Source organism: Allobosea sp. P4_C6, assembly GCF_056402015.1.
This window is the reverse complement of sequence record NZ_JBFUIF010000006.1, coordinates 67966-88942: the sequence shown is the minus strand read 5'-3', so window position 1 is coordinate 88942 and position 20977 is coordinate 67966. Positions and strand designations below refer to the sequence as shown.

General features: G+C 67.0%; 17 protein-coding genes. 11 read left to right on the top strand and 6 right to left on the bottom strand.

From position 1 onward, the window contains the following. Positions 1 to 22: 22 nt before the first annotated feature. The 3 genes from AC1DVA_RS06135 to AC1DVA_RS06125 form a co-directional block, all read right to left on the bottom strand. Positions 23 to 2215 carry a TonB-dependent siderophore receptor gene (locus AC1DVA_RS06135; protein WP_476805360.1) on the bottom strand — a complete coding sequence of 731 codons (2193 nt, stop codon included), beginning with the start codon at positions 2213 to 2215 and terminating at the stop codon, positions 23 to 25. Between the two features lie 164 nt (positions 2216 to 2379). Beyond that, positions 2380 to 3243, bottom strand: coding sequence for a helix-turn-helix transcriptional regulator (locus tag AC1DVA_RS06130; RefSeq protein WP_265051139.1), 864 nt, complete (start codon positions 3241 to 3243; stop codon positions 2380 to 2382). A 134-nt stretch (positions 3244 to 3377) separates the two neighbouring features. Further along, positions 3378 to 3956, bottom strand: a complete 579-nt coding sequence (locus AC1DVA_RS06125) for a cupin domain-containing protein (protein WP_265051140.1) — start codon at positions 3954 to 3956, stop codon at positions 3378 to 3380. 326 nt (positions 3957 to 4282) lie between these two features. Between AC1DVA_RS06125 and AC1DVA_RS06120 the strand changes: the two genes are divergently transcribed. From AC1DVA_RS06120 to AC1DVA_RS06090, 7 genes are all read left to right on the top strand, one after another. Then, positions 4283 to 5929 (top strand): amidohydrolase, encoded by a 1647-nt coding sequence (locus tag AC1DVA_RS06120; RefSeq protein ID WP_476805359.1) that lies wholly within the window; start codon positions 4283 to 4285, stop codon positions 5927 to 5929. A 13-nt stretch (positions 5930 to 5942) separates the two neighbouring features. After that, positions 5943 to 6884, top strand: a complete 942-nt coding sequence (locus AC1DVA_RS06115) for an ABC transporter permease (RefSeq protein WP_476805358.1) — start codon at positions 5943 to 5945, stop codon at positions 6882 to 6884. Then, complete coding sequence (locus tag AC1DVA_RS06110) at positions 6884 to 7795, top strand: ABC transporter permease (protein ID WP_265051143.1); 912 nt, start codon at positions 6884 to 6886, stop codon at positions 7793 to 7795. The genes AC1DVA_RS06115 and AC1DVA_RS06110 overlap by 1 nt, the downstream gene beginning before the upstream one ends. Before the next feature lie 46 nt (positions 7796 to 7841). Continuing rightward, the gene (locus AC1DVA_RS06105) at positions 7842 to 9428 is read left to right on the top strand and encodes an ABC transporter substrate-binding protein (RefSeq protein ID WP_476805357.1); all 1587 of its coding nucleotides are present in this window, start codon (positions 7842 to 7844) and stop codon (positions 9426 to 9428) included. A 71-nt stretch (positions 9429 to 9499) separates the two neighbouring features. Further along, positions 9500 to 10933 carry an amidohydrolase family protein gene (locus tag AC1DVA_RS06100; RefSeq protein ID WP_476805356.1) on the top strand — a complete coding sequence of 478 codons (1434 nt, stop codon included), beginning with the start codon at positions 9500 to 9502 and terminating at the stop codon, positions 10931 to 10933. A 107-nt stretch (positions 10934 to 11040) separates the two neighbouring features. After that, positions 11041 to 11217: a hypothetical protein gene (locus AC1DVA_RS06095; protein ID WP_265051146.1), complete on the top strand. Its 177-nt coding sequence runs from the start codon at positions 11041 to 11043 to the stop codon at positions 11215 to 11217. A 101-nt stretch (positions 11218 to 11318) separates the two neighbouring features. Then, positions 11319 to 11915 (top strand): SCO family protein, encoded by a 597-nt coding sequence (locus tag AC1DVA_RS06090; protein WP_476805355.1) that lies wholly within the window; start codon positions 11319 to 11321, stop codon positions 11913 to 11915. Here AC1DVA_RS06090 and AC1DVA_RS06085 read toward each other — a convergent pair. The 3 genes from AC1DVA_RS06085 to AC1DVA_RS06075 form a co-directional block, all read right to left on the bottom strand. Beyond that, positions 11860 to 13773 (bottom strand): glycosyltransferase family 2 protein, encoded by a 1914-nt coding sequence (locus tag AC1DVA_RS06085; protein ID WP_476805354.1) that lies wholly within the window; start codon positions 13771 to 13773, stop codon positions 11860 to 11862. The genes AC1DVA_RS06090 and AC1DVA_RS06085 overlap by 56 nt on opposite strands. Positions 13774 to 13896: 123 nt before the next feature. Continuing rightward, the gene (gene trpB, locus AC1DVA_RS06080; protein ID WP_265051148.1) at positions 13897 to 15114 is read right to left on the bottom strand and encodes a tryptophan synthase subunit beta; all 1218 of its coding nucleotides are present in this window, start codon (positions 15112 to 15114) and stop codon (positions 13897 to 13899) included. Beyond that, on the bottom strand, positions 15111 to 15794 hold the full coding sequence (locus AC1DVA_RS06075) for a phosphoribosylanthranilate isomerase (protein ID WP_476805353.1): 684 nt from the start codon (positions 15792 to 15794) through the stop codon (positions 15111 to 15113). The genes trpB and AC1DVA_RS06075 overlap by 4 nt, the downstream gene beginning before the upstream one ends. 155 nt (positions 15795 to 15949) lie before the next feature. On the opposite strand from AC1DVA_RS06075, the gene AC1DVA_RS06070 reads away from it, so the two are divergent. From AC1DVA_RS06070 to AC1DVA_RS06055, 4 genes are all read left to right on the top strand, one after another. Further along, positions 15950 to 17194, top strand: a complete 1245-nt coding sequence (locus AC1DVA_RS06070) for a TAXI family TRAP transporter solute-binding subunit (RefSeq protein ID WP_476805352.1) — start codon at positions 15950 to 15952, stop codon at positions 17192 to 17194. Between the two features lie 153 nt (positions 17195 to 17347). Then, positions 17348 to 19171, top strand: coding sequence for a translational GTPase TypA (gene typA / locus AC1DVA_RS06065; protein ID WP_476805351.1), 1824 nt, complete (start codon positions 17348 to 17350; stop codon positions 19169 to 19171). 8 nt (positions 19172 to 19179) lie between these two features. Then, the gene (locus AC1DVA_RS06060) at positions 19180 to 19740 is read left to right on the top strand and encodes an ATP-binding protein (protein ID WP_476805350.1); all 561 of its coding nucleotides are present in this window, start codon (positions 19180 to 19182) and stop codon (positions 19738 to 19740) included. A 118-nt stretch (positions 19741 to 19858) separates the two neighbouring features. Beyond that, entirely contained in the window at positions 19859 to 20797 is a 939-nt protein-coding gene (locus AC1DVA_RS06055; protein ID WP_476805349.1) for an aldo/keto reductase, read from the top strand. The last annotated feature ends 180 nt before the right edge of the window (positions 20798 to 20977 follow it).

Here is a 20977-nt window from a genome sequence, read left to right as displayed (position 1 = left end):
TTCGGCTGCTGCACGCTCGACCTCACCAGCGATAGGACAGCGTCGCCAGGACGGTGCGGCGCAGGCCGAAGGAGCACTGCACGGCGGCGTAGCAGCCGGCGATGTACTCCTTGTCGAAGAGGTTCTGGGCGTTCACCTGCAGCTTCCAGGCCTTCATCGACGGGTTCAAGGCGCCGAAATCATAGCTGATCATCGCATCGAACAGCGTGTAGTCGGGGGTGAAGAAGGTGTTGCCGGGATCACCGGCGCCTTCGCCGACATAGCGCACGCCGCCGCCGAAGCCGAGGCCGGCCAGAGGCCCGGTCTTGAAGTTGTAGAGCGCCCAGAGCGAGGCCATGTGGCGCGGCACCACCGTCGGGCGCTTGCCCAGGTCGACGCCGTTGCTCCTGGTCACCTCGGCATCGGTATAGGCATAGGCGGCCACGAGGTCGAAATTGTCGAACAGCGTGGCGCGTGCCTCGACCTCGACGCCGCGGGCGCGAACCTCGCCGGTCTGGATCTGGAAGCCGACATTGTTCGGGTCGGTGGTGGCGACGTTGGTCTGGGTGAGCTGATAGACCGCGGCCTGGAAGGAGGCGTTCCAGCCGGTGGGCTCGTATTTGAAGCCGGCCTCGTACTGCTCGCCTTCGGTCGGCTTGAAGGCCTGGCCGCCGAAGGTGGTGCCGGCCACCGGCTCGAAGGAGGTCGAATAGCTCGCATAGGGCGCGAAGCCATTGTCGAAATTATACATCAGCGCGACGCGGCCGGTGCGGGCCGTATCGTCCTGCTTCGTCAGGACGCCCGTGTTGACGGCGCGGGTGCGCGCTTCGGCCCGGTCGAACCGGCCGCCGACCAGCAGGGAGAGCCGGTCGAGCTTGATCTGGTCCTGAAGGTAGACGCCGTACTGCTCGGTCGTCTGCTTGGTCAGCGGCGTGGCCGGCAGCGCGAAGGGCACGCGTCCGTAGACCGGGTTGGTGAAGTCGAGCGTCTGCACGGTGCCGCCCGCTCCGGTGCGGGCCGAGCCGTCCATCCAGTAGCCGTCGACGCCGAAGAGCAGCTTGTGGGTCAGCGGTCCCGTGCGGAAATCGGCCTGGAGCTGGTTGTCGATGCCGGCGGTCCGGGCATTCTCGTTCGACACGGTGACACGGCGGTTCAGCGTCTTCTGGTCGGCGGCGATGCTCGCGACCGCGACGGTCCGGAACCGCGATTCGAGGTCGGAGAGCCGGACATTCTGGCGGAAGGTGAAGACGTCGTTGAAGCGGTGCTCGAACTCGTAGCCGGCGTTGAGCTGGTTGCGGCTATAGCCCTCGAAACGCGGCTCACCCGGGAAGAACTCGCTGCGGATGCGGCCGGCGCGGCTCGGCAGCACGGTGCCGACGGCCGGGATGAAGCCGTAGAACCCGGTTTCGGGGTCGCGCTGGAACGAGGTCAGCAGCGTGAAGGAGGTCGCCCCGTTCGGCCGGTAGGTCAGCGAGGGCGCGATGAAGATGCGTTCCTCGCGAGTGTAGTCGACCTGGGTGTCGGCGGCGCGGCCCAAGCCGACGACGCGATAGGTCCAGGTCTTGTCGGGGGTGACGGGGCCGCCGAAATCGAAGGCCATCTGCGCCCGTTCATAGCTGCCGAACTGGAGTTGGACCTCGCCATGGGCCTCCTCCTTCGGCTTCTTGCTGACCATGTTGACGATGCCGCCGGGCTTGACCTGCCCGAAGACCACCGAGGAAGGCCCGCGCAGAACCTCGACCCGCTCCAGCCCCCAGGGCTCGTAGGCCGGCACGAGGAAGTTGACGCCGCGCTGGTAGCGCAGCCCGTCGAGATTGTTGATGAAGCCGGCGCCACCGCCGCTGCCGCCGAAGCCGCGGATGAAGGCGCTGTCGTAGCGACCCGAGGACAGGCGGGTCTCGGCGAGCACGCTGGCGGTGTAGCGCAGGGCCTGGCCGACGCTCTGCGCGCTCTGGTCGTCCATCTGCTGGCGCGTGACCACGGTGACGGACTGCGGGGTCTCGATCAGCGGCGTATCGGTCTTGGTGGCGGTGTCGCTGCGCCGGGCGACATAGCCGTTCACCGGGCCGCCGGCCTGCTCGCCCTGAACCTGGATGGTGTCGAGGCTGATTGCGTTGCCGTTCTGTGTCGGCGCGCCGCTCTGCCCGAAGGCTGCGCCCGACCAGCCGGCGACGATGGCCGCCACTGCGACGCCGGCCCGTCTCGCCGCGCGATTGCCGATGATGATCCCGGTCATGCCCATATTCCTGCCCCGGGCGCCAGTTGCGCCCCATACCGGGGTTCTTTCAGGAAGCCGGCCATACCGGCAACGCAGCTGACTTTCGATCGCGGCAGTATTTCTTTCGGTCGCGTTTCGAACGCATCCAAGCAGGAAAAGCAGCTCCGGCGCATCGCGTCTGCTCAGCGCAGGGCGCTGGGCGCGATACCGAACCGCTTCCGGAAAAGCCCGGAAAAATGAGCGGGGCTGTAGCCGACGCGGAAAGCGGCGACGGCGACGTTCGCCTCGCCGCTCGCGATCATGGCATAGGCCTGCTGGAGCCTGTGCTCCTGCAGATATTCGAAGACGCTGGTGCCGAACTCGGCCCGGAAGGCGGCCGTGAGCTTGGTCGGGTTGAGGCCGCTCAATCGTGCGAGCTCCGCCAGGCTCGGCGGCTCCTGAACCGCTTCGAGCAGCAGGTCGCGCACGGTATGGACCTGCTCGCGCAGGCGTGGATTGAGTCGTGCGGGGCGCGGCGGCCGCTCGCCGAGCATGCGGTCCAGCACCAGCGCGCCGAGTTCGAGCGCCTTGCCGGCGAGATAGAGCGGACGCAGGGCTTCGCCCACCGGGCAGTCGGCCATCTGGAGCGCCAGGGCGCGGACCGGCGCATCCGCAGGGCGCACCCAGAACCCGGCATCGCCGGCGCAGGCCTGCCGTGCAGCCTTCGCGACGGCCTCGCCGAATTCGCGCGCGACGAAGTCGAAATCGAACTGCATCAGCGCATAGCGCAGCTCGCCATCGGCTAGCCCGGTGCGCTGCTGCACGTGATCGCCGCCATTCGCGGCGACGAGGACCGCCGGGCCGTCGAGCACCACGGCCGGGCGGTCGTCCAGCTCAAGTGCCTGCCGACCCTCCAGCATCACGGCAACCTTCAGCCCCGGTCGCATCGGCCCCGTGACGCGCTCGCCCTCATGGATGAAGAACGAGCCGGCGGAGAGCGAGAGATTGCGCGAGAACAGCTCCAGGCTTGCGGAAGGCAATCGTGCGGAACTGGAACGGACGGACATCGCGACCCCTGGGAAGATCGCTCCAGCTTAGGGTATCAGGGAAAGAAAATCAATAAAATCAATACTTTAAATAGATTCTAAGGTTCGGATGGCCCCTACGGGAGCGGGAGCCGCGCAGCAATGCGGGCTCGCGCCTAGAGATAGGGCGGGGTGCAGGCGCTGACGACGATGCAGCGGTTCGTCCCGATATTGCGGAAACGATGCGGGATGCGGCTGTCGAAGAGATAGGCGTCGCCCGGGGTCAGCACCTTGATCTGGTCGCCGACCGTGACTTCGAGTTCGCCGGAAAGGACGACCCCGCCTTCGTGGGAATCGTGCTTCAGCATCGCGATCCCGGTGTCGGCGCCCGGCTCGTAGGATTCGTGCAGGATCTGCAGGTTGTGCGCCTGGGCATCGCCGACCTGGCGGAAGGACATCTGCCCCTGGCTTTCGCCGCCATTGACCTGGTGCAGGCGGGACGTCAGGTCGAGCAGGTCGGGCGCCTCGAAGAACACCTTGTCCTTGGGGGTTCTGTCTTCGTCAAAAAAATTCACCATGCTCATGGGAATGCCGTCGAGAATCTTGCGGAGCGAAGCGACCGACGGACTGTTCCGATTCTGCTCGATCAGCGAGATCAGGCTATGCGTCACGCCGGAGCGCGCGGCGAGTTCGCGCTGGGAAAGTCCCGCGGTGAGCCTGATTTCCTTCAACCTGCCGCCGACATCAAAGCTCATGGCCGTCCTCCGTCCCCATTCTCAGCGCCTTTTTCATTTCTGCGCATGATCCAAGAGGCGCCTGCGCGGCAGCCCTTGCCTTGCTCAATATTCTGAGCAATGCTGCACGGAAGCCAATAAGAAAATAGTGTCTTGGGGAACAGGCGAAGTGGATTAGTTTTCGCGATCAAAGCGCACCGTTCAGATAAAAAATCCAGTCCTGTCCGACAGGGCCGCGCGGAGGCGAGCTTTCGTTCCGCGCGACGGTAGATGCTTGTCCGAATACTAGGCACTCGCCAATGCCTGCGACGAGAATTCAACAGCGAAAGCAGGGGTAAGCAGGGTCAATGACGCAAGCCGAGACCGTTTTGTTGAATGGCCGCATCTTCTGCGGCTTGGCGGAAGGCTTCGCCGAGGCATTGGCGATCGGAGACGGCAAGGTGCTGGCCGCGGGTTCGGCCGCCGAGATCGCCGCGCTCCAGGGCGCCGGAACGAAAATCGTCGATCTCGCCGGCCGCATCGCCATCCCCGGCCTCAACGATGCGCATATGCACCTGCTGCCGCTTGGCCTCGCCATGAGCGAGGTCAATCTGCGCCCCGAGGAAGGCGTCAACAGCATCGACGAAATCCTGCGCCGCGTCGCGGTTGCCGCCAAGGGCAGGAAGCCCGGCGAATGGGTCACCGGCCGCGGCTATGATCACAACGAGCTCGCCGAGGGGCGCCATCCCACGGCTGAGGAACTGGATCGCGTCGCGCCGGACAATCCCGTCTACATCAAGCGCACCTGCGGCCATGTGGGCGTCGTCAACAGCCGCGCCATGGCGGCGGCGGGCATTGGCCACAACACGCCCAGCCCCGACGGCGGCCTGATCGAGCGTCGCGACAACAAGTTGACGGGCCTGCTGGCCGAAAGCGCGATGCGCCTGATCGTCGAGGCGATGCCGCGGCCGAGCGCTGCCGAATTGAAGGCCGCGATCGAGAAGGCCGGGCACTATATGCTGTCGCAGGGCTTCACCAGCGTGATGGATGCCGGCGTCGGCATGCTCGCCGGCATGGCCGAGATCGAGGCCTATGAGGAGGTCGCCCGCGCCGGCACGCTTCCGGTGCGCACCTGGGTCTGCATTTACGGCAATTCCGACGGCATCGGCGACGAGGCCCACGCCGCCGGCTACCGCTTCGGCCGCGAGACCGGCCTGCTGCGCTACGGCGCGATGAAGGTCTTCGGGGACGGCAGCGCCGGCGGCCTGACGGCGGCGATGAGCGAGGCCTATCTGGTCGGCGATCCCGAGAACCGCGGCATCTTCATTTATTCCGACAAGGATATGCACGGCTATCTCGCGCATTATCACAAGCTCGGCTACCAGCTCGCCATCCATGCGATCGGCGATGCCGCGATCGAGCAGGTGCTGTCCGGCATCGAGAAGGCCGACAGCGCCGAGCATCCGATCCGCGGGCGCCGCCATCGCATCGAGCATTGCGGCTTCCTGACCGACGGGCAGCTCGCGCGCATGGCCGCCGCCGGCATCGATCCCGTGCCGCAGCCGGCCTTCATCTACGAGTTCGGCGATCTCTACGTGATCAATCTCGGCCAGAGCCGCGCCGATGCCTCCTACCCCATGCGCAAATGGCTCGATGCCGGCCTCCATGCCGCGGCGAGCTCTGACGCCCCGGTCTGCGCCACCGACCCGTTCAAGAACCTTTTCACGATGGTCACTCGCCAGACCAAGCGCCATACCGAGATCGGCGGCGCCGAGCGGCTGAGCATGGAAGAGGCGGTGCATGCCTATACGGCGCTCGGCGCCTACACCCAGTTCGCCGAGGAGAAGCTCGGCCGGCTGGTGCCGGGCCAACTCGCCGATATCGCCGTGCTCTCGCACGATATTTTCGCGGTCCCGGTCGAAGCGGTCGAGAACGAGGTTCGCTGCGACCTGACCCTGCTCGGTGGTGAGGTCGTGTTCGATCGTCACGGCCAGCTCGCAGCCGCCGCGCAATAAGGGAGGCGTCTTCATGCTGCGGCACACGCTGCAAAGGCTGCTGCTCGTCCTGCCGGTTCTGCTCGGCGTGCTGCTGATCGGCTTCCTGCTGATGCAGGTGGTGCCGACCGATCCGGCGCAGGTCCGCGCCGGCCCGACCGCGACCCAGGACGTGGTCGAGGCCATTCGCCAGGAACTCGGGCTGAACCAGCCGCTCTGGAAGCAGTTCCTGATCTATATCGGCCGCCTCGCTCAGGGCGATCTCGGCGTCTCCATCATCAACAACGTCCCCGTCGTGCAGGAGCTCGGCAACACCATCGGGCCGACGCTGGAGCTGATGTTCGCCTCGCTGATCTGGGCCATCCCACTCGGCATGCTGCTGGGCACGGCCGGCGCCTATTTCCGCGGCTCGCTGCTCGACCGCGCGATCATGGCGGTCTCGGTTGCCGGCGTTTCGCTGCCGGTTTTCTTTCTCGGCCTCGGCCTGATCTGGCTCTTCGGCTTCAAGTATCCGATCCTGCCCTTCACCGGCCGTACCGGCCCGCTCTGGACCTGGGAAGGCATCCAGGGCGTCATCCTGCCGGCCATCACGCTCGGCGGCGTCTTCGTCGGCCCGGTCGCCCGCATGACTCGGACTTCCGTGCTCGACGAGCTTGGCGCCGACCATGTCCGCACCGCCCGCGCCAAGGGGTTGGCCGAGGTCGTCGTCCTGGTCAGACACACGCTGCGCAACGCGCTAGTGCCGGTCGTCACCCTGATCGGCCTGCAGATCGGCTTCCTGCTCGGTGGCGCCGTCGTCACGGAGACGGTGTTCAGCTGGCCCGGCATCGGCCGGCTCGCGGTCGGCGCCATCCTGTCGAGCGATCTGCCGATGGCGCAGGGCACGATCATCGTGCTCTCGCTCGGCTTCATCCTGGTCAATCTCACGGTGGACGTTCTCTATGCCGTGCTCGATCCGAGAGTGAGGGGCGCCTGATGAGTTCCGCTATCAGCCCGCTCCAGCCCGGCGCCAGCGCGGTGGAAGCCGCCGTCAGCGTCGCTGCCGCCACGCCCGTCCGCCGCAAGACGGTGCTCAGGATGCTGCTCTCCGATGTCGGCGCCTGCATCGCGCTCGCGCTCGTCGTTCTCGCCATCCTCGGCGCTGTGTTCGCGCCCTGGCTCGCGCCGACCGACCCCTATGGCAACGACCTCGCCAACACGCTGAAGCCGCCGGGCGAAGCCGGCCTGCTCGGCACCGATGGCCAGGGCCGCGACATGATCACCCGTCTGCTCTACGGCCTGCGGACGACGCTGCTCATGGGCGTGGCTTCCGTCGCCTTCGGCTGCATCATCGGCGGCGTCATAGGCTTCGCGGCGGCCTATTACCCGAAGCTGTCCGGCCTCCTGATGCGCTTGATGGACGTGCTCCTGTCCTTCCCGGCCATCCTGTTCGGCCTCGCCATCGCGGCGATCTTCGGCCCCGGTCTGACGGCGGTCATCATCGCGCTCTCGATCGCGACCGTGCCGCTGATGGCCCGCGTCGTGCGCGGCTCGGCGCTGGTGGTGCTGCAGCAGGGCTATATCGAGGCGGCCCGCTCGCTCGGCCTGAGCGATCTGCGCATCATCCTGCGCTACGTGCTGCCGAACTGCCTGTCGGCGATGTTCGTTTTCGTCACCCTGCGCTTCGGCCAGGTCATCCTGCTCGGCGCCGCCCTCTCCTTCCTCGGGCTCGGAGCCCAGCCGCCGACCGCCGAGCTCGGCGCCATGGCCGCCGACGGCCGCAACTTCCTGTTCTTCGCGCCGCATGTCTCGGTCCTGCCGAGCCTCGCGATCTTTGCGGTCGTGCTCGCCTTCAACGTCCTCGGCGATGCGCTGCGGGACGCCCTCGATCCCAAGCTGCGGAAATAGCAGCCGACATCAACCAAGAAGCGTCAAAAAGGGGACCTGCTCGATGATGAAACTATCCACTCTGCTTCTCGCCGGCGCCGCCGCCGCGACACTTGCCGCTGCGCCGGCCGTGGCGCAGCAGAAGGCGCCGCTCTCGATCCTGCGCGTCATCGACGCCGACAACTACGACCCGATCCGCACCACCGCGACGGCCGCCGCCGAGGTGCTCTACATGCTGGCCGACACGCTGGTGACGGTCGACTTCGACATGAAGACGATCAAGCCCGGCCTCGCGAACAGCTGGACGGTCTCGCCTGATGGTACGACCTACACCTTCAAGCTGCGCAACGACGTCAAGTTCTGCGACGGCCGGCCGATGACGATCGACGACGTCGTCTATTCGCTGAAGCGCTGGACCGACCCGGCCAACAAGTCGCCGGTCTCCTTCCGCGGTGGCCCGGTCAAGGATATCCGCGCCGAGGGCGATTCCACGCTGATCTACGAGCTGAAGGAGCCCTATAGCGATCTGCTGTTCCAGATGGCGCTGTCATTCGCCTCGGTGGTTGACAAAAACACGGTCGAGAAGCTCGGCCAGAATTTCGGCGTGCAGGGCTTCAACGCCACCGGCCCCTATTGCTGGTCGAAATGGACCCCGCGCCAGGAACTCGTCATCAAGAAGAACCCGCACTACAACTGGGGTCCGTCGATCTACAAGGACCCGAAGCCGCAGGTCGACGAGATCGTCTGGAAGGTCATCCCTGAGTCGAACACGCTGATGGCCGCGATCCAGGCCAAGCAGGCCGACGTGACCTATTACATGCCCTATATCGCGCTCGACACGATGCAGCGCATCCCGGGCATGACGGTGCAGCGCCAGGAAAACTACATCTACGACATCTTCATGGGCTTCAAGGTCGACAAGCCCGTCTCGAAGGATCCGGCGATCCGCGAGGCCGTGAACATGGCGGTCGACAAGCAGGCGATCGCCAAGGCGATCTTCTTCGGCAAGGGCACGGCGCTGCCCTCGCTGCTGAACCCGGCCGTGCTCGACTACGACAAGGATTCCGCCGGCAAGATGCCGAAGCATGACGCCGCCGGCGCCATCAAGCTGCTGGAAGCGGCCGGCTGGAAGCCGGGTTCCGACGGCATCCGCGAGAAGGACGGCCAGAAGGCGACCTTCATCGTCTACGGCATCCGCAACGACGTGAACCCGCGCATCTCCGAGGCGATGCAGGCCGACCTGCGCAAGGTCGGCATCGACCTCAAGATCCAGCTCTGGGACGCCACCGTCGCCTGGGGCAAGCTCGCGACGCAGGAATTCGACGCCTTCTACATGGCCTACCCCTATGTGACGGCAACCGAGGCGCTGAACCTCTATTTCGCCAGCCGGCAGGTGCCGACGCCGAACCGGATGAACTGGAAGGACCCGAAGACCGACGAGCTGCTCAAGGCTGCGGCGACCGCCGTCGATGCCGACAAGCGCAAGCAGGCGATCGGCGCGGTCCAGACCCAGCTCACCGAGGCGAATGTCTGGGTGCCGCTGGCCTCGCAGCCGCTCTGGGTGGTCGCGGGCGACCGTGTCGAGGGCGTCCGCGCCCACGGCATCTACGGCGCCGGCCTCTACAAGGGCCTCGACATCAAGCTGAAGCGCTGAGCGTCTTCGGCGCCGCGCGGTGAGAACCGCGCGGCGCTTTTTCTATGTCTGGTCGCTAGGGAGGAAATGTCATGACGATCACGGTCATCAAGAACGCCGAAGTCGTTGTCGCCTGGGATGCGGAAGCCTCCCGGCATGTCTACCTGCACGGTGCCGACGTCGCCTTCGAGGAGGGCACCCTGCGCTATGTGGGCCCGCGCTATGAAGGGCAGGCCGACGAGACCGTCGACGGAAGCGGCCGCATGGTCATGCCCGGCCTCGTCAACATCCACTCGCACCCCTCCAGCGAGGCGCTGAACAAGGGCTTCCTCGACGAGCTCGGTTCGCCCGCGCTGTATAATTCCTCGCTCTACGAGTTCATGCCGATCCTGCGGCCGGATGCCGAGGCGGTGCCCGACTGCGTGCAGGTCGCCTATTCCGAGCTGCTGCTATCCGGCGTCACCACCGTAGCCGATCTCTCGGTCGCCCATCCCGGCTGGCTCGATCTTGCCGCCGATAGCGGGTTGCGCGTCTGCCTGTCCCCGATGTTCCGCTCGGCCCGCTGGTACACCAAGAACGGCTATATCGTCGAATATGAGTGGGACGAGAAGGCCGGCGCCGAAGCCATGGCAACGGCGTTCGACGTCATCGAGAAGGCGCAGTCGCATCCTTCCGGCCGCCTGTTCGGCATGGTCTGCCCGGCCCAGATCGACACCTGCAGCGAGGGGCTGATCAAGGACAGCCATGCCGAGGCCGGGCGCCGCGGCCTGCGCTGGCAGATCCACGCCGCGCAGTCGACGGTCGAGTTCCACGAGATCACCCGCCGCCACGGCGTCTCGCCGATCCAGTGGCTGGAAAAGCTCGGTGTCCTCGGCGACACCAGCATCGTCGGCCACGGCATCTTCCTCGACGACTACCCGCGCGTCGCCTGGCATAGCCGGCGCGATCTTGCGCTGCTGGCGGAGACCGGCACGACGGTCGCCCACTGCCCGACCGTGTTCATGCGCCGCGGCATCGCGCTCGACGATTTCGGGCGCTATCGCCGTGCCGGCGTCAGGATCGGCCTGGGCACCGACACCTATCCGCACAACATGCTCGAGGAGATGCGCCACGCCGGCTATGTCGCCCGGCTGATGGCGGAGAACCCGCGCACCCTGACCACGACTGACATTTTCGAGGCCGCGACAACGGCCGGCGCCGCCGCGCTCGGCCGCGACGACATCGGCCGGCTGGAGGCGGGCTGCAAGGCCGACCTCGTGATGGTCGATCTCGCCCATCCGATGATGCAGCCGCGCCGCGATCCCGTGCGCAGCCTGGTCTATGCCGCTGCCGAGCGCGCCGTCGACCGCGTCTATGTCGATGGCAAGCTTGTGGTGCGCGACGGCACGGTGCTGACGATGGATTATCCCGCCGCGGCGCTGCGCCTGCACGAGGCGCAGAAGCGGACCGAGGCCGCGGCGCCGCAGAACGACTGGGCGAAGCGGCCGGTGACGGACTACTCCCCGCTCACCTTCCCGGTGAAGTAGAGCGCAAGCACGCAGCGGGCGGTCTAGCCGCTCGCATCGCCGCATCGTGAGCCCCTGCGTCACGCCGCCCGCTTCCGGACGGCGCGCGCCGGCGATAGGGTGTGCCCATGGTGCAGGTGGATCCGACAGCGCAAGCCGAAGCGGGCTCTTCGAGCCGCACAGGGCTTTTGTTGCTCGGCGGCGGCTTCTTCGGCCTGCTGCTCGCCGGCCTGTTGCTGTGGTGGCGCGAGGGAGACCGGCTCTTCACCGACGGGCTCATCGCCGCCATCGTCGCTTGTTTCTAAGTATCGGCCCGAAAAGTGGGAACCGGTTTTCGGAAACGCCGATACACGATCAAAAACCTACAACGTAGCGGCCTGTCTGCCGCCCTTCCGGGAAGCTCTCCGTGAATCGCCGTATCGTCCTGCCTCTCGTCGTCTTCCTTGCGGGCGCACTCGCGCTGGCCGCCGCCGCCATCATCACTTTCGCCCCGGGCCGTCAGGGTGGCGGTAGCGGCACGGCGAGCGTCGGCGGTCCCTTCACGTTGACGACGCAGGACGGCAAGCTGCTCTCCGATACGGACCTGAAGGGCTCGCCCTTCCTGGTCTTCTTCGGCTTCACCCATTGCCCGGATATCTGCCCGACCAAGCTCTTCGAGATTTCCGAGGCGTTGCGCGCCGCTGGTGAGGGCGACAAGGCCAGGAAGCTGAAGGCGCTGTTCATCACCGTCGATCCCGAGCGCGACACGCCGGAGACGATGAAGAGCTATCTCGGCTCCTTCGATTCCCGCATCATCGGCCTGAGCGGCGACCGGCCGGCGATCGACGCCGCGATCAAGGCCTATCGCGCCTATGCCAAGAAGGTGCCCCTCAAGGATGGCGACTACACGATGGACCACACCGCGCTGGTCTATCTGATGGGGAAGGATGGCAGCTTCATCGGCGCCTTCAATATCGAGCAGACTCCGGCGCAGGCCGCAGCGGAATGGCTGCGCCACTCTTAGCCGCCTCGACCGGTGCGCGCTGTCGCGCCAGCCCGTGCTCCGTCTTGTTCCAGGCGAAACGCCGCGTGAAATACTCGTAGAGAGCCATCCAGGCCGCGACCGAGACCAGCGCATAGTAGAGCGGTAGCAGGGGCAAGAGCAGGAGCAGCCCGGGCGAGCCCCGGCGCAAGGCGCCGACGGCCGGCGGCACAAAGAGCGCGATGCTGCCGAGAAGCCAGACCGCGAGCGCGATGGTCGATGTCAGGGTGGCGAGCGTGCCGACCGGTTGGAACAGCGAGCCGTCCCAGCAGGCGAGCAGCGCCGCGATGGCGAAGGCGGGATAGCCCAGCGCCGTCGCGACCGTGCCGAAAGTCAGCGACAGGAACGCGAATGTCGCGGCGAGACCGGCTTCGCGCAGMAGGCTCAGCGGCGCCCGCGAATGCGTAACCAGCGTTTGGATATAGCCCTTGATCCAGCGCGAGCGCTGCTTGAGCCAGGCCGGGATGGTGACGGGAGCCTCCTCGCGCGTGTTCGACGGCAGGTCGCCGATGCGATAGCCGGCGCGCACCAGCCGCAGGCCCAGATCGGCATCCTCCGTCACGTTCCAGGCGTCCCAGCCGCCGAGCTTGCGCAGCGTCTCGGTGCGGAAATGGTTCGACGTGCCGCCGAGCATGATCGGCAGCTGGAACAGCAGCAGTCCCGGGTTCAGGACCTCGAAAAGCCCGGCATATTCGAGCGCGAAGAGCCCGGGGAGCGTCCCTTCCGCGGCATGGTCGATCACGAGCCGTGCCTGCAGGCAGGCGAGCTCCGGCGGCCCGCCGAGAAAGCGCGCCGCCGCCATGCGCAGTTGCTGCGGATCGGGAATATCCTCGGCGTCGAAGATGGTGAACAACGAGCCGCGCGCCTCGAGCAGGGCGAGATTGAGCGCGCGCGGCTTGGTGCGCGGCGCGCCGGGCGGCACGATCGTCACGGTGAAATGCGCCGGCAGCGCCATCTTCGCCAGTGCCGTCCGCATGCCCGCGTCGTCGGCCTCGATCAGCAGGCGGATGTCGAGCTTGGCCGGCGGATAGTCGAGGGCGCAGAGCGCATTCGTCAGCTGGCGCAGGACCGCCTCCTCGCGGTACATCGGCACGGCGACGGTGTAGACGGGCAGGCGCGCATCGTCGATGCGCCAGCGATGGCTCTGCCAGAGATCGGGGGCCGAGCGCTCGATGGCCGTAGCCAGACGCAGCAGGATGAGGCCGAGGAAGAGCGGGCCGAGCAGCAGGGCGAGCGCGAAGAAGGTTTCGAGCGGGGCGAGGACGCTGCCGATCGCGGCAGCCGCGAGGCTGGTGATAGCTGCGATCATTTGCCCCCGGCTGGCGCCGGAGCGCGCGCTGTCGCGGGCAAGGCCGGTCTCGTCGAGACTGGCAGCATGGCGGGCCAGCTCAGTGGCGTTCGAACGGCGCAGCGCCTCGGCGAAGCGGCGCGGCGTCGTCACCGCTATATCGCGGCGCTGTGGACCGGCCTCGATCATCCGGCGCAGTGCTGGCCCTTCGGGGGCGAGCACGAAGCGAAGCGGCGCCACTTCCTGTGTGGGCACGATGCCCTGCCGCAGGATCGCGTCATATCTGCCGCCTGGCTGTACCGGTGGGCAGACGGAGTGGAATGGCAGATCCATCTCGGCCGCGAACGCCCGGTAGAAGGTGGCCTCGTCCAGCACGCCCAGCGCGATCGCTTCGCGGACCGGGTCGGTCCGATGGCGGCCGGCGCGCTCGGCTGCGTGCGTGAGCGCCGCGGGCGCAATGCCATGACGCGTCAGAAATGCGAGTTCGACGGGCAGTCCGGCAGGCGCCGGCCCGGGCACGCTCGAAAGGCTGTCGTTACCGCTGCCCCCCAAGGCGCCGGCCCCGCTCCACGCAACAGCGCCGGCGCGGTTGCGCCGAAGCAACCCATGGTTGCTGTTGACGTAACGAGGGCCGAGAGGCGACCGCGTAAAACTTTGGGCGAGTCCCGGAGGCAGCTAGCGCGCCGCCAGGATCTCAGCCACCTGCGGGATGTCCTTGTCGCCTCGGCCGGAGAGGTTGACGACCATCAGATGGTCCTTCGGCTTCTGCGGGGCGAGCTCGGCGACGCGGGCGAGCGCATGCGCGGATTCCAGCGCTGGGATGATGCCTTCCAGCCGCGAGATGAGCTGGAACGCCTCCAGCGCCTCCTCGTCGGTGGCGGAGAGGTATTTCACCCGGCCGACATCGTGCAGCCAGGAATGCTCCGGCCCGATGCCGGGATAGTCGAGCCCGGCCGAGATCGAGTGGGCATCCTTGATCTGCCCGTCATCGTCCATCAGCAGGAAGGTGCGGTTGCCGTGCAGCACGCCGGGGCGTCCGCCGGAGAGCGAGGCGGCGTGCAGCCCGCTCGGGATGCCGTGGCCGGCAGCCTCGACGCCGTAGATCTCGACGCTTGCGTCGTCGAGGAAGGGATGGAACAGCCCCATCGCGTTGGAGCCGCCGCCGATGCAGGCGATCAGCGAATCCGGCAGGCGGCCTTCGGCCTCCTGCATCTGCTCGCGGGTCTCCTTGCCGATGATCGACTGGAAATCCCGGACCATCGCCGGATAGGGATGCGGCCCGGCGACCGTGCCGATGCAGTAGAACGTCGTCGCGACATTGGTCACCCAGTCGCGCAGCGCCTCGTTCATCGCATCCTTGAGCGTCTTGGTGCCGGACTCGACGGGGACGACGGTGGCGCCGAGCATCTGCATGCGGAAGACGTTGGGCGCCTGCCGGGCGACGTCGACCGCGCCCATATAGACGATGCATTCGAGGCCATAGCGGGCGCAGAGCGTTGCGGTCGCGACGCCGTGCTGGCCGGCGCCGGTCTCGGCGATGATCCGCTTCTTACCCATGCGCCGCGCCAGCAGGATCTGGCCGAGCACGTTGTTCACCTTGTGGGAGCCGGTGTGGTTCAGCTCCTCGCGCTTCAGATAGACCTTCGCCCCCGCGAAATGCTCGGTCAGGCGCTCGGCGAAATAGAGCGGCGAGGGCCGGCCGACATAATGCTTCAGCCCGCTGGTCATTTCGGCGTGATAGGCCGGGTCGGCCTTGGCGGCCTTGTAGGCCTCCTCCAGTTCGAGGATCAGCGGCATCAGCGTCTCCGCGACGAAGCGGCCGCCGAACAGGCCGAAGCGGCCGTTCTCGTCCGGACCGTTGCGGTAGCTGTTCGGGGTCGAGGGGGCGTTCATGCCGTCAAGCCTTCCTGCACTGCCGCCGCGGCCTTGCGGGCCGCCGCGATGAATTCCACGATCCGGGCCGGGTCCTTGACGCCCACAGCGCTTTCGACGCCGGATGATACGTCGACGCCCGCAGGGCGGTTCACGCGGATCGCCTCCGCGACATTCGCCGGATCGAGCCCGCCCCCTAGCATGAAGGGCAAGCCGGGGTCGAGGTCGGCGAGCACCGTCCAGTCGAAGGGCCGGCCGTGTCCGCCGGGGAAGGCGGCATCCTTCGGCGGCTTTGCATCGAGCAGGATGCGGTCGGCCACGTCGCGATAGGCGGCAATGGCGGCGAGGTCCCCGGCTTCGGCGACGCCCAGCGCCTTCACCACCCGCCGGCCGGAGGCGCGGCGCAGCGCGGCGGTCTGCTCCGGCGTCTCGCGGCCGTGGAGCTGCAGCCAATCCGGGTTCAGGGCTTCGACCAGCTCGGTCGTCTGCTTCTCGGTCCAGTCGACGGTCAGCGCGACGATCTCGGCCTTGCCGCGCGCGATCGCTGCGAGTTGGACGGCCCGCTCCAGCGTGATGAAACGCGGGCTCCTTGGATGGAACACGAGGCCGATCATGTCCGCGCCGCCATCGAGGGCCGCGCGCAGCGTCTCGGGGGTGGAGAGCCCGCAGATCTTGACCAGGAAAGGTGGAGCGATCGACATGGCCGGGCCTTTAACATGGCTTGGTCGTCGGCGCATGCCGTACTTGCGACATGATGGCGAAGGAAGCCATGGTGAAGAGGCGAAGAAGGGGTCGACGGTTGATCCGGCTCGGCTTGGGCAGACGCGGTCTGGCGGTTCTGGCGGCTCTTCTCGCCATGTCCGGCCTTGCCGCCATGGTGTTCTACTACCTCAGCCAGCCGCGCACGCTGCGCGTCGCGGTCGGGCCGCTTGGCTCCGAGGATGCGCGCATGGCCGCCGCCTTCGTCCAGGGCCTCAATCGCGACAAGGCTGCGATCCGCTTGCGGCTGGTGCTGACAGAAGGGTCCGAGGACAGCGCCAGGAAGATCGATGCCGGCCAGGCCGATCTCGCCATGCTGCGTGCGGACATCGCCATGCCTTCGACCGCCGACACCGTGCTGGTCACGCGCCGGACCTATCCCTTCTTCATCACGACCAGGGAAACCGCCATCGGCCGCATCGCGGATCTGCGCGGCCGCAAGGTCGGCGTCATCCGCAACCCCGCCGGCAATCTGACGCTGCTGAAGCGCGTCCTGACCCAATACGAAGTGCGCGCCGAAGAGCTCGAGATCGTCGATCTGGCCCCGGACGAGGTGGTGCAGGCGGCCAAGGAGAAGCGCATCGACGCCTTCTTCTCGATCAATGCGATCGGCTCGCACACCAATAATGACGGCTTGCGCCGCCTGCGCGCCGCCTGGGGCGAGGACCCGGTGCTGATCCCGATCCGCGAGGCCGACGCGCTGGCGGTGCATTATCGGGCCATCGAATCCGGCGAGATCGTACGCGGCGCTCTGGGCGGCGATCCGCCCCGGCCAGCGGAAAGCCTCCAGACCATCTCGATCACCTCCCGCCTCGTCGCGTCGCAGAGCCTCGACGACAATCTGGTCGGTGAGCTGACCAAGGAGATTCTCGGGCTTCGCCTGACGCTTGCGGCCGAGCTGCCGGCCGTGCAGGCGCTGGAGACGCCCTCCACCGACAAGGACGCGCCGCTGCCGGTCCATTCCGGCGCGGCCGCCTATATCGACGGCGAGCAGGAGACGTTCTTCGACCGCTATGGCGACTGGTTCTATATCGGCGCCATGGCGCTCTCGGCGGTCGGCACCGGCGGGGCGGCGCTGCTCGGCCGCGAGAGCGCCAATCGGCGCAGGCGGGCCATGGCCGGTCTCGACGAGCTGCTGGCGCTGCTGGCAACGATCCGCGCCTGTAAGGACGAGGCCGAACTGGGCCGGCTCGGCCGCGAAGCCGACCAGATTCTGACCCGCGTTCTCGCCGATTATGCGAAGGGCGATCTCGATACGGCGGCACTCGCGGCCTATCGGCTCGCGATCGATCAGGTCGGACGTGCCGTCACCGAACGGCAGCTCGCGCTGGCCGAAAGCTGAGGCGCATTCACCTTTTGACGGTGTCTGCGGTTGCCCAAACGCCCTCCAGCGTTTATGTGCAGCGCAACGAATTCCAGATTCACGAGAAATGGGCTGCGCCGGCAGGGCTTCGAACCTGACCGGCTCGTGGCCTTGAAAGCAAGGCCCTCACGCATGTCCATGCGCAACATCGCCATCATCGCGCACGTCGACCACGGCAAAACCACCCTCGTCGACAAGCTGCTGCAGCAGTCCGGCACCTACCGCGACAACCAGCGCGTCATCGAGCGCGTGATGGACTCCAACGACCTGGAGAAGGAGCGCGGCATCACCATCCTGGCCAAGGCGACCTCGGTCGTCTGGAAGGATACGCGCATCAACATCGTCGACACCCCCGGCCACGCCGATTTCGGCGGCGAGGTCGAGCGCATCCTGAACATGGTCGACTCGGCCATCGTGCTGGTCGACGCGGCCGAAGGCCCGATGCCGCAGACCAAGTTCGTGGTCTCCAAGGCGCTGAAGCTCGGCCTTCGTCCGATCGTCGCGATCAACAAGGTCGACAAGCCCGACGCGCGCGTCACCGAAGTCATCAACGAGGTCTTCGACCTCTTCGCCGCGCTCGACGCCACCGACGAGCAGCTCGATTTCCCGATCCTCTACGGTTCGGGCAAGCAGGGCTGGATGGCCCATTCGCCGGAAGGCCCACAGGACCAGGGCCTCGCTCCGATGTACGACCTCATTCTCTCGCATGTGCCGGAGCCGACCGTCGAGGAAGGCCCGTTCCGCATGATCGGCACGCTGCTGGAGGCGAACCCCTATCTCGGCCGCATCATCACCGGCCGCGTCACTTCGGGCACGGCCAAGCCGAACCAGACCGTCAAGGTGCTCTCGGGCGACGGCTCGGTCGTCGAGACCGGTCGCATCTCGAAGATTCTCGCTTTCCGCGGGTTGGAGCGTCAGCCGATCGAGGAGGCCGTCGCCGGCGACATCGTCTCGATCGCGGGCCTGGTAAAGGGCTCCGTCGCCGACACCTTCTGCGACCCTAGCGTCGAGACCCCGATCAAGGCGCAGCCGATCGATCCGCCGACGGTGTCGATGACCTTCATGGTCAACGATTCCCCGCTGGCCGGCACCGAAGGCGACAAGGTCACGACCCGCGTCATCCGCGACCGCCTGTTCAAGGAGGCCGAGGGCAACGTCGCGCTGAAGATCGAGGAAGCTTCCGACAAGGACAGCTACGTCGTCTCCGGCCGCGGTGAACTGCAGCTCGCCATCCTGATCGAGACGATGCGCCGCGAGGGCTTCGAGCTCGGCGTGTCCCGTCCCCGCGTCGTGCTGAAGCGCGGCGAGGACGGCCAGCTTCTGGAGCCGATCGAAGAGGTCGTCATCGACGTCGACGAGGAGCATTCCGGCGTCGTCGTGCAGAAGATGTCGGAGCGCAAGGCCGACATGCTGGAGATGCGTCCGTCGGGCGGCAATCGCCTGCGGCTCGTCTTCCACGCTCCGACCCGCGGCCTGATCGGCTACCAGGGCGAGCTGCTGACCGACACGCGCGGCACCGCGATCATGAACCGGCTGTTCCATGACTACCTGCCCTACAAGGGCGAGATCGGCGGCCGTCGCAACGGCGTGCTGATCGCGATGGAGACCGGCGAGGCCGTCGCCTACGCGCTCTGGAACCTCGAAGACCGCGGCCCGATGATGATCGAGCCCGGTTGGAAGGTCTATCAGGGCATGATCGTCGGCGAGCACACCCGCGAGAACGATCTCGAGGTGAACGTGCTCAAGGGCAAGAAGCTCACCAACATCCGCACGACGTCGAAGGACGAGGCGGTCCGGCTTACCCCGCCGATCCGCATGACGCTGGAGCGTTCGCTGGCCTGGATCGACGACGACGAGCTCGTCGAGGTCACGCCGAAGTCGATCCGCCTGCGCAAGGGCATCCTCGACCCGAACGAGCGCAAGCGCTCGCAGAAGCAGAAGGCCGAAGTGGCCTGATCGCCAGTTTGGTCGATGCTCCGGTCGAGATTCTACTGATCACCGGTCCGGCCGGTGTCGGCAAATCGACGCTGTGCTGGGAAATGGGCGATCTGTTGGCCGCGGCCGGCATCGCCTATGCCGCGATCGAGACCGACGAGCTCGATCGCGTCTTCCCGAAGCCCAGTGCCGAGGATCTGGCGCCGCTGGCGCTCGGCGCCCGCGATGTCAGCCAGCTCAACCTGGCCGCCCTTTGGGGCGCCTATCGCGCCCTTGGGCACCGGCGCCTGCTGATGTCGGGCGTCATGCTCCATGTCGATTTCGACAAGCGCTGGATTCGCGCCGCTGTCCCCGAGGCGCAGATCACGGTCGTGCGCCTGCGTGCCGGCAATGAGACCCTGCTCGCGCGCCTCGACCGACGCGAGCAGGGGGCTGGTCGCGATGCCCAGATCGAGCGCAGCTTGCGTCAGGCCAGCCGCATGGCGAGCGAAGCTGTAGACGGCTATTTCATCATCGACACGGACGGGCATTCGCCGACCGAACTTGCCCGCCTCGTCCTCGCGCGGACGGGCTGGCTGACGCCTGCCTGATCTGGCTGCGGCGGGAAACCGTCCGTTCGGCTGCTGCGTGTCCGCCCTGCATCGGGCGCCATTGTCTCTCCCCGCCCGCTCTGGTCCTCTGCCCGCCTCTCAGGGAAGGACCTTCACCATGCAATTCCGCAATCTCGGCCGCTCGGGCCTGCGCGTCTCGCTCGTCGGGCTCGGCTGCAACAATTTCGGCGGGCGCATCGATCTCGACGCGACCCGCAAGGTCGTCGATGCCGCGATCGAGCATGGCATCACCCTGTTCGACACCGCCGACATCTATGGCGAGCGTGGTGGATCGGAGACGGCGCTGGGCGAGGTGCTGGGCGCGCGGCGCAAGCAGATCGTGCTCGCCACCAAGTTCGGCATGGAGATGGATGCCGAGGGCGTGATGAAGGGCGGCTCGCGCCGCTACATCATGAACGCCGTCGAGGATTCGCTGCGGCGCCTGAAGACCGACTGGATCGATCTCTACCAGCTCCACCGGCCCGATCCGCTGACCCCGATCGAGGAGACGCTGCGCGCGCTCGACGATCTCGTCCGCCAGGGCAAGGTTCGCTATGTCGGCTGCTCGAACGTCGTCGCCTGGCAGGTCGCCGATGCGCATTGGACGGCGCGCGACATCGGCATTCCCGGCTTCGCCTCGGCGCAGGACGAGTACAGCCTGCTGAAGCGCGGAGCCGAAGCCGATCTGATACCTGCCATTGCCCATTACGGCATGGGGCTGCTGCCCTATTTCCCGCTCGCCAACGGCGCGTTGACCGGCAAGTACAAGCGCGGCGCGGCGATGCCGGAAGGCGCGCGCCTGACCAAGCTGCCGCAGCGCGCCGACGAGATCTTCAGCGAGGACAACTGGCGCCGCATCGAGGGGCTGACCGCCTTCGCCGAGGCGCGCGGCCATTCGCTGGTGGAGCTGGCCTTCTCCTGGCTCGCGGCGCAGCCCGTCGTATCGAGCGTCATCGCCGGCGCGACCAAGCCCGAGCAGGTCGCGGCGAACGTCAAGGCTGCGGACTGGGCGCTGACGGCAGAGGATCTGGCGGAGATCGATGCGATCGTGAAGTAAGGCGCGTCATTCTCGGGCCGCGCCTCGCGCGGACCCGAGAATCTCTTGCCGGAAGAGGCTCGCAGGTCTCCTCGTCCTGAGATGCTCGGGTCAAGCCCGAGCATGACGGCTTGGGCGCTGCCATTCCTGACAGCTTCGTGCACAACGACGCGCTGCCGCCATGGACCGCCAGCGCAGGCC

Coding starts and splice junctions, on each gene's coding strand:
- AC1DVA_RS06135 (WP_476805360.1), bottom strand. CDS start 2,215: ATGACCGGGATCATCATCGGCAATCGCGCGGCGAGACGGGCCGGCGTC.
- AC1DVA_RS06130 (WP_265051139.1), bottom strand. CDS start 3,243: ATGTCCGTCCGTTCCAGTTCCGCACGATTGCCTTCCGCAAGCCTGGAG.
- AC1DVA_RS06125 (WP_265051140.1), bottom strand. CDS start 3,956: ATGAGCTTTGATGTCGGCGGCAGGTTGAAGGAAATCAGGCTCACCGCG.
- AC1DVA_RS06120 (WP_476805359.1), top strand. CDS start 4,283: ATGACGCAAGCCGAGACCGTTTTGTTGAATGGCCGCATCTTCTGCGGC.
- AC1DVA_RS06115 (WP_476805358.1), top strand. CDS start 5,943: ATGCTGCGGCACACGCTGCAAAGGCTGCTGCTCGTCCTGCCGGTTCTG.
- AC1DVA_RS06110 (WP_265051143.1), top strand. CDS start 6,884: ATGAGTTCCGCTATCAGCCCGCTCCAGCCCGGCGCCAGCGCGGTGGAA.
- AC1DVA_RS06105 (WP_476805357.1), top strand. CDS start 7,842: ATGAAACTATCCACTCTGCTTCTCGCCGGCGCCGCCGCCGCGACACTT.
- AC1DVA_RS06100 (WP_476805356.1), top strand. CDS start 9,500: ATGACGATCACGGTCATCAAGAACGCCGAAGTCGTTGTCGCCTGGGAT.
- AC1DVA_RS06095 (WP_265051146.1), top strand. CDS start 11,041: ATGGTGCAGGTGGATCCGACAGCGCAAGCCGAAGCGGGCTCTTCGAGC.
- trpB (WP_265051148.1), bottom strand. CDS start 15,114: ATGAACGCCCCCTCGACCCCGAACAGCTACCGCAACGGTCCGGACGAG.
- AC1DVA_RS06075 (WP_476805353.1), bottom strand. CDS start 15,794: ATGTCGATCGCTCCACCTTTCCTGGTCAAGATCTGCGGGCTCTCCACC.
- AC1DVA_RS06070 (WP_476805352.1), top strand. CDS start 15,950: ATGTCCGGCCTTGCCGCCATGGTGTTCTACTACCTCAGCCAGCCGCGC.
- typA (WP_476805351.1), top strand. CDS start 17,348: ATGTCCATGCGCAACATCGCCATCATCGCGCACGTCGACCACGGCAAA.
- AC1DVA_RS06055 (WP_476805349.1), top strand. CDS start 19,859: ATGCAATTCCGCAATCTCGGCCGCTCGGGCCTGCGCGTCTCGCTCGTC.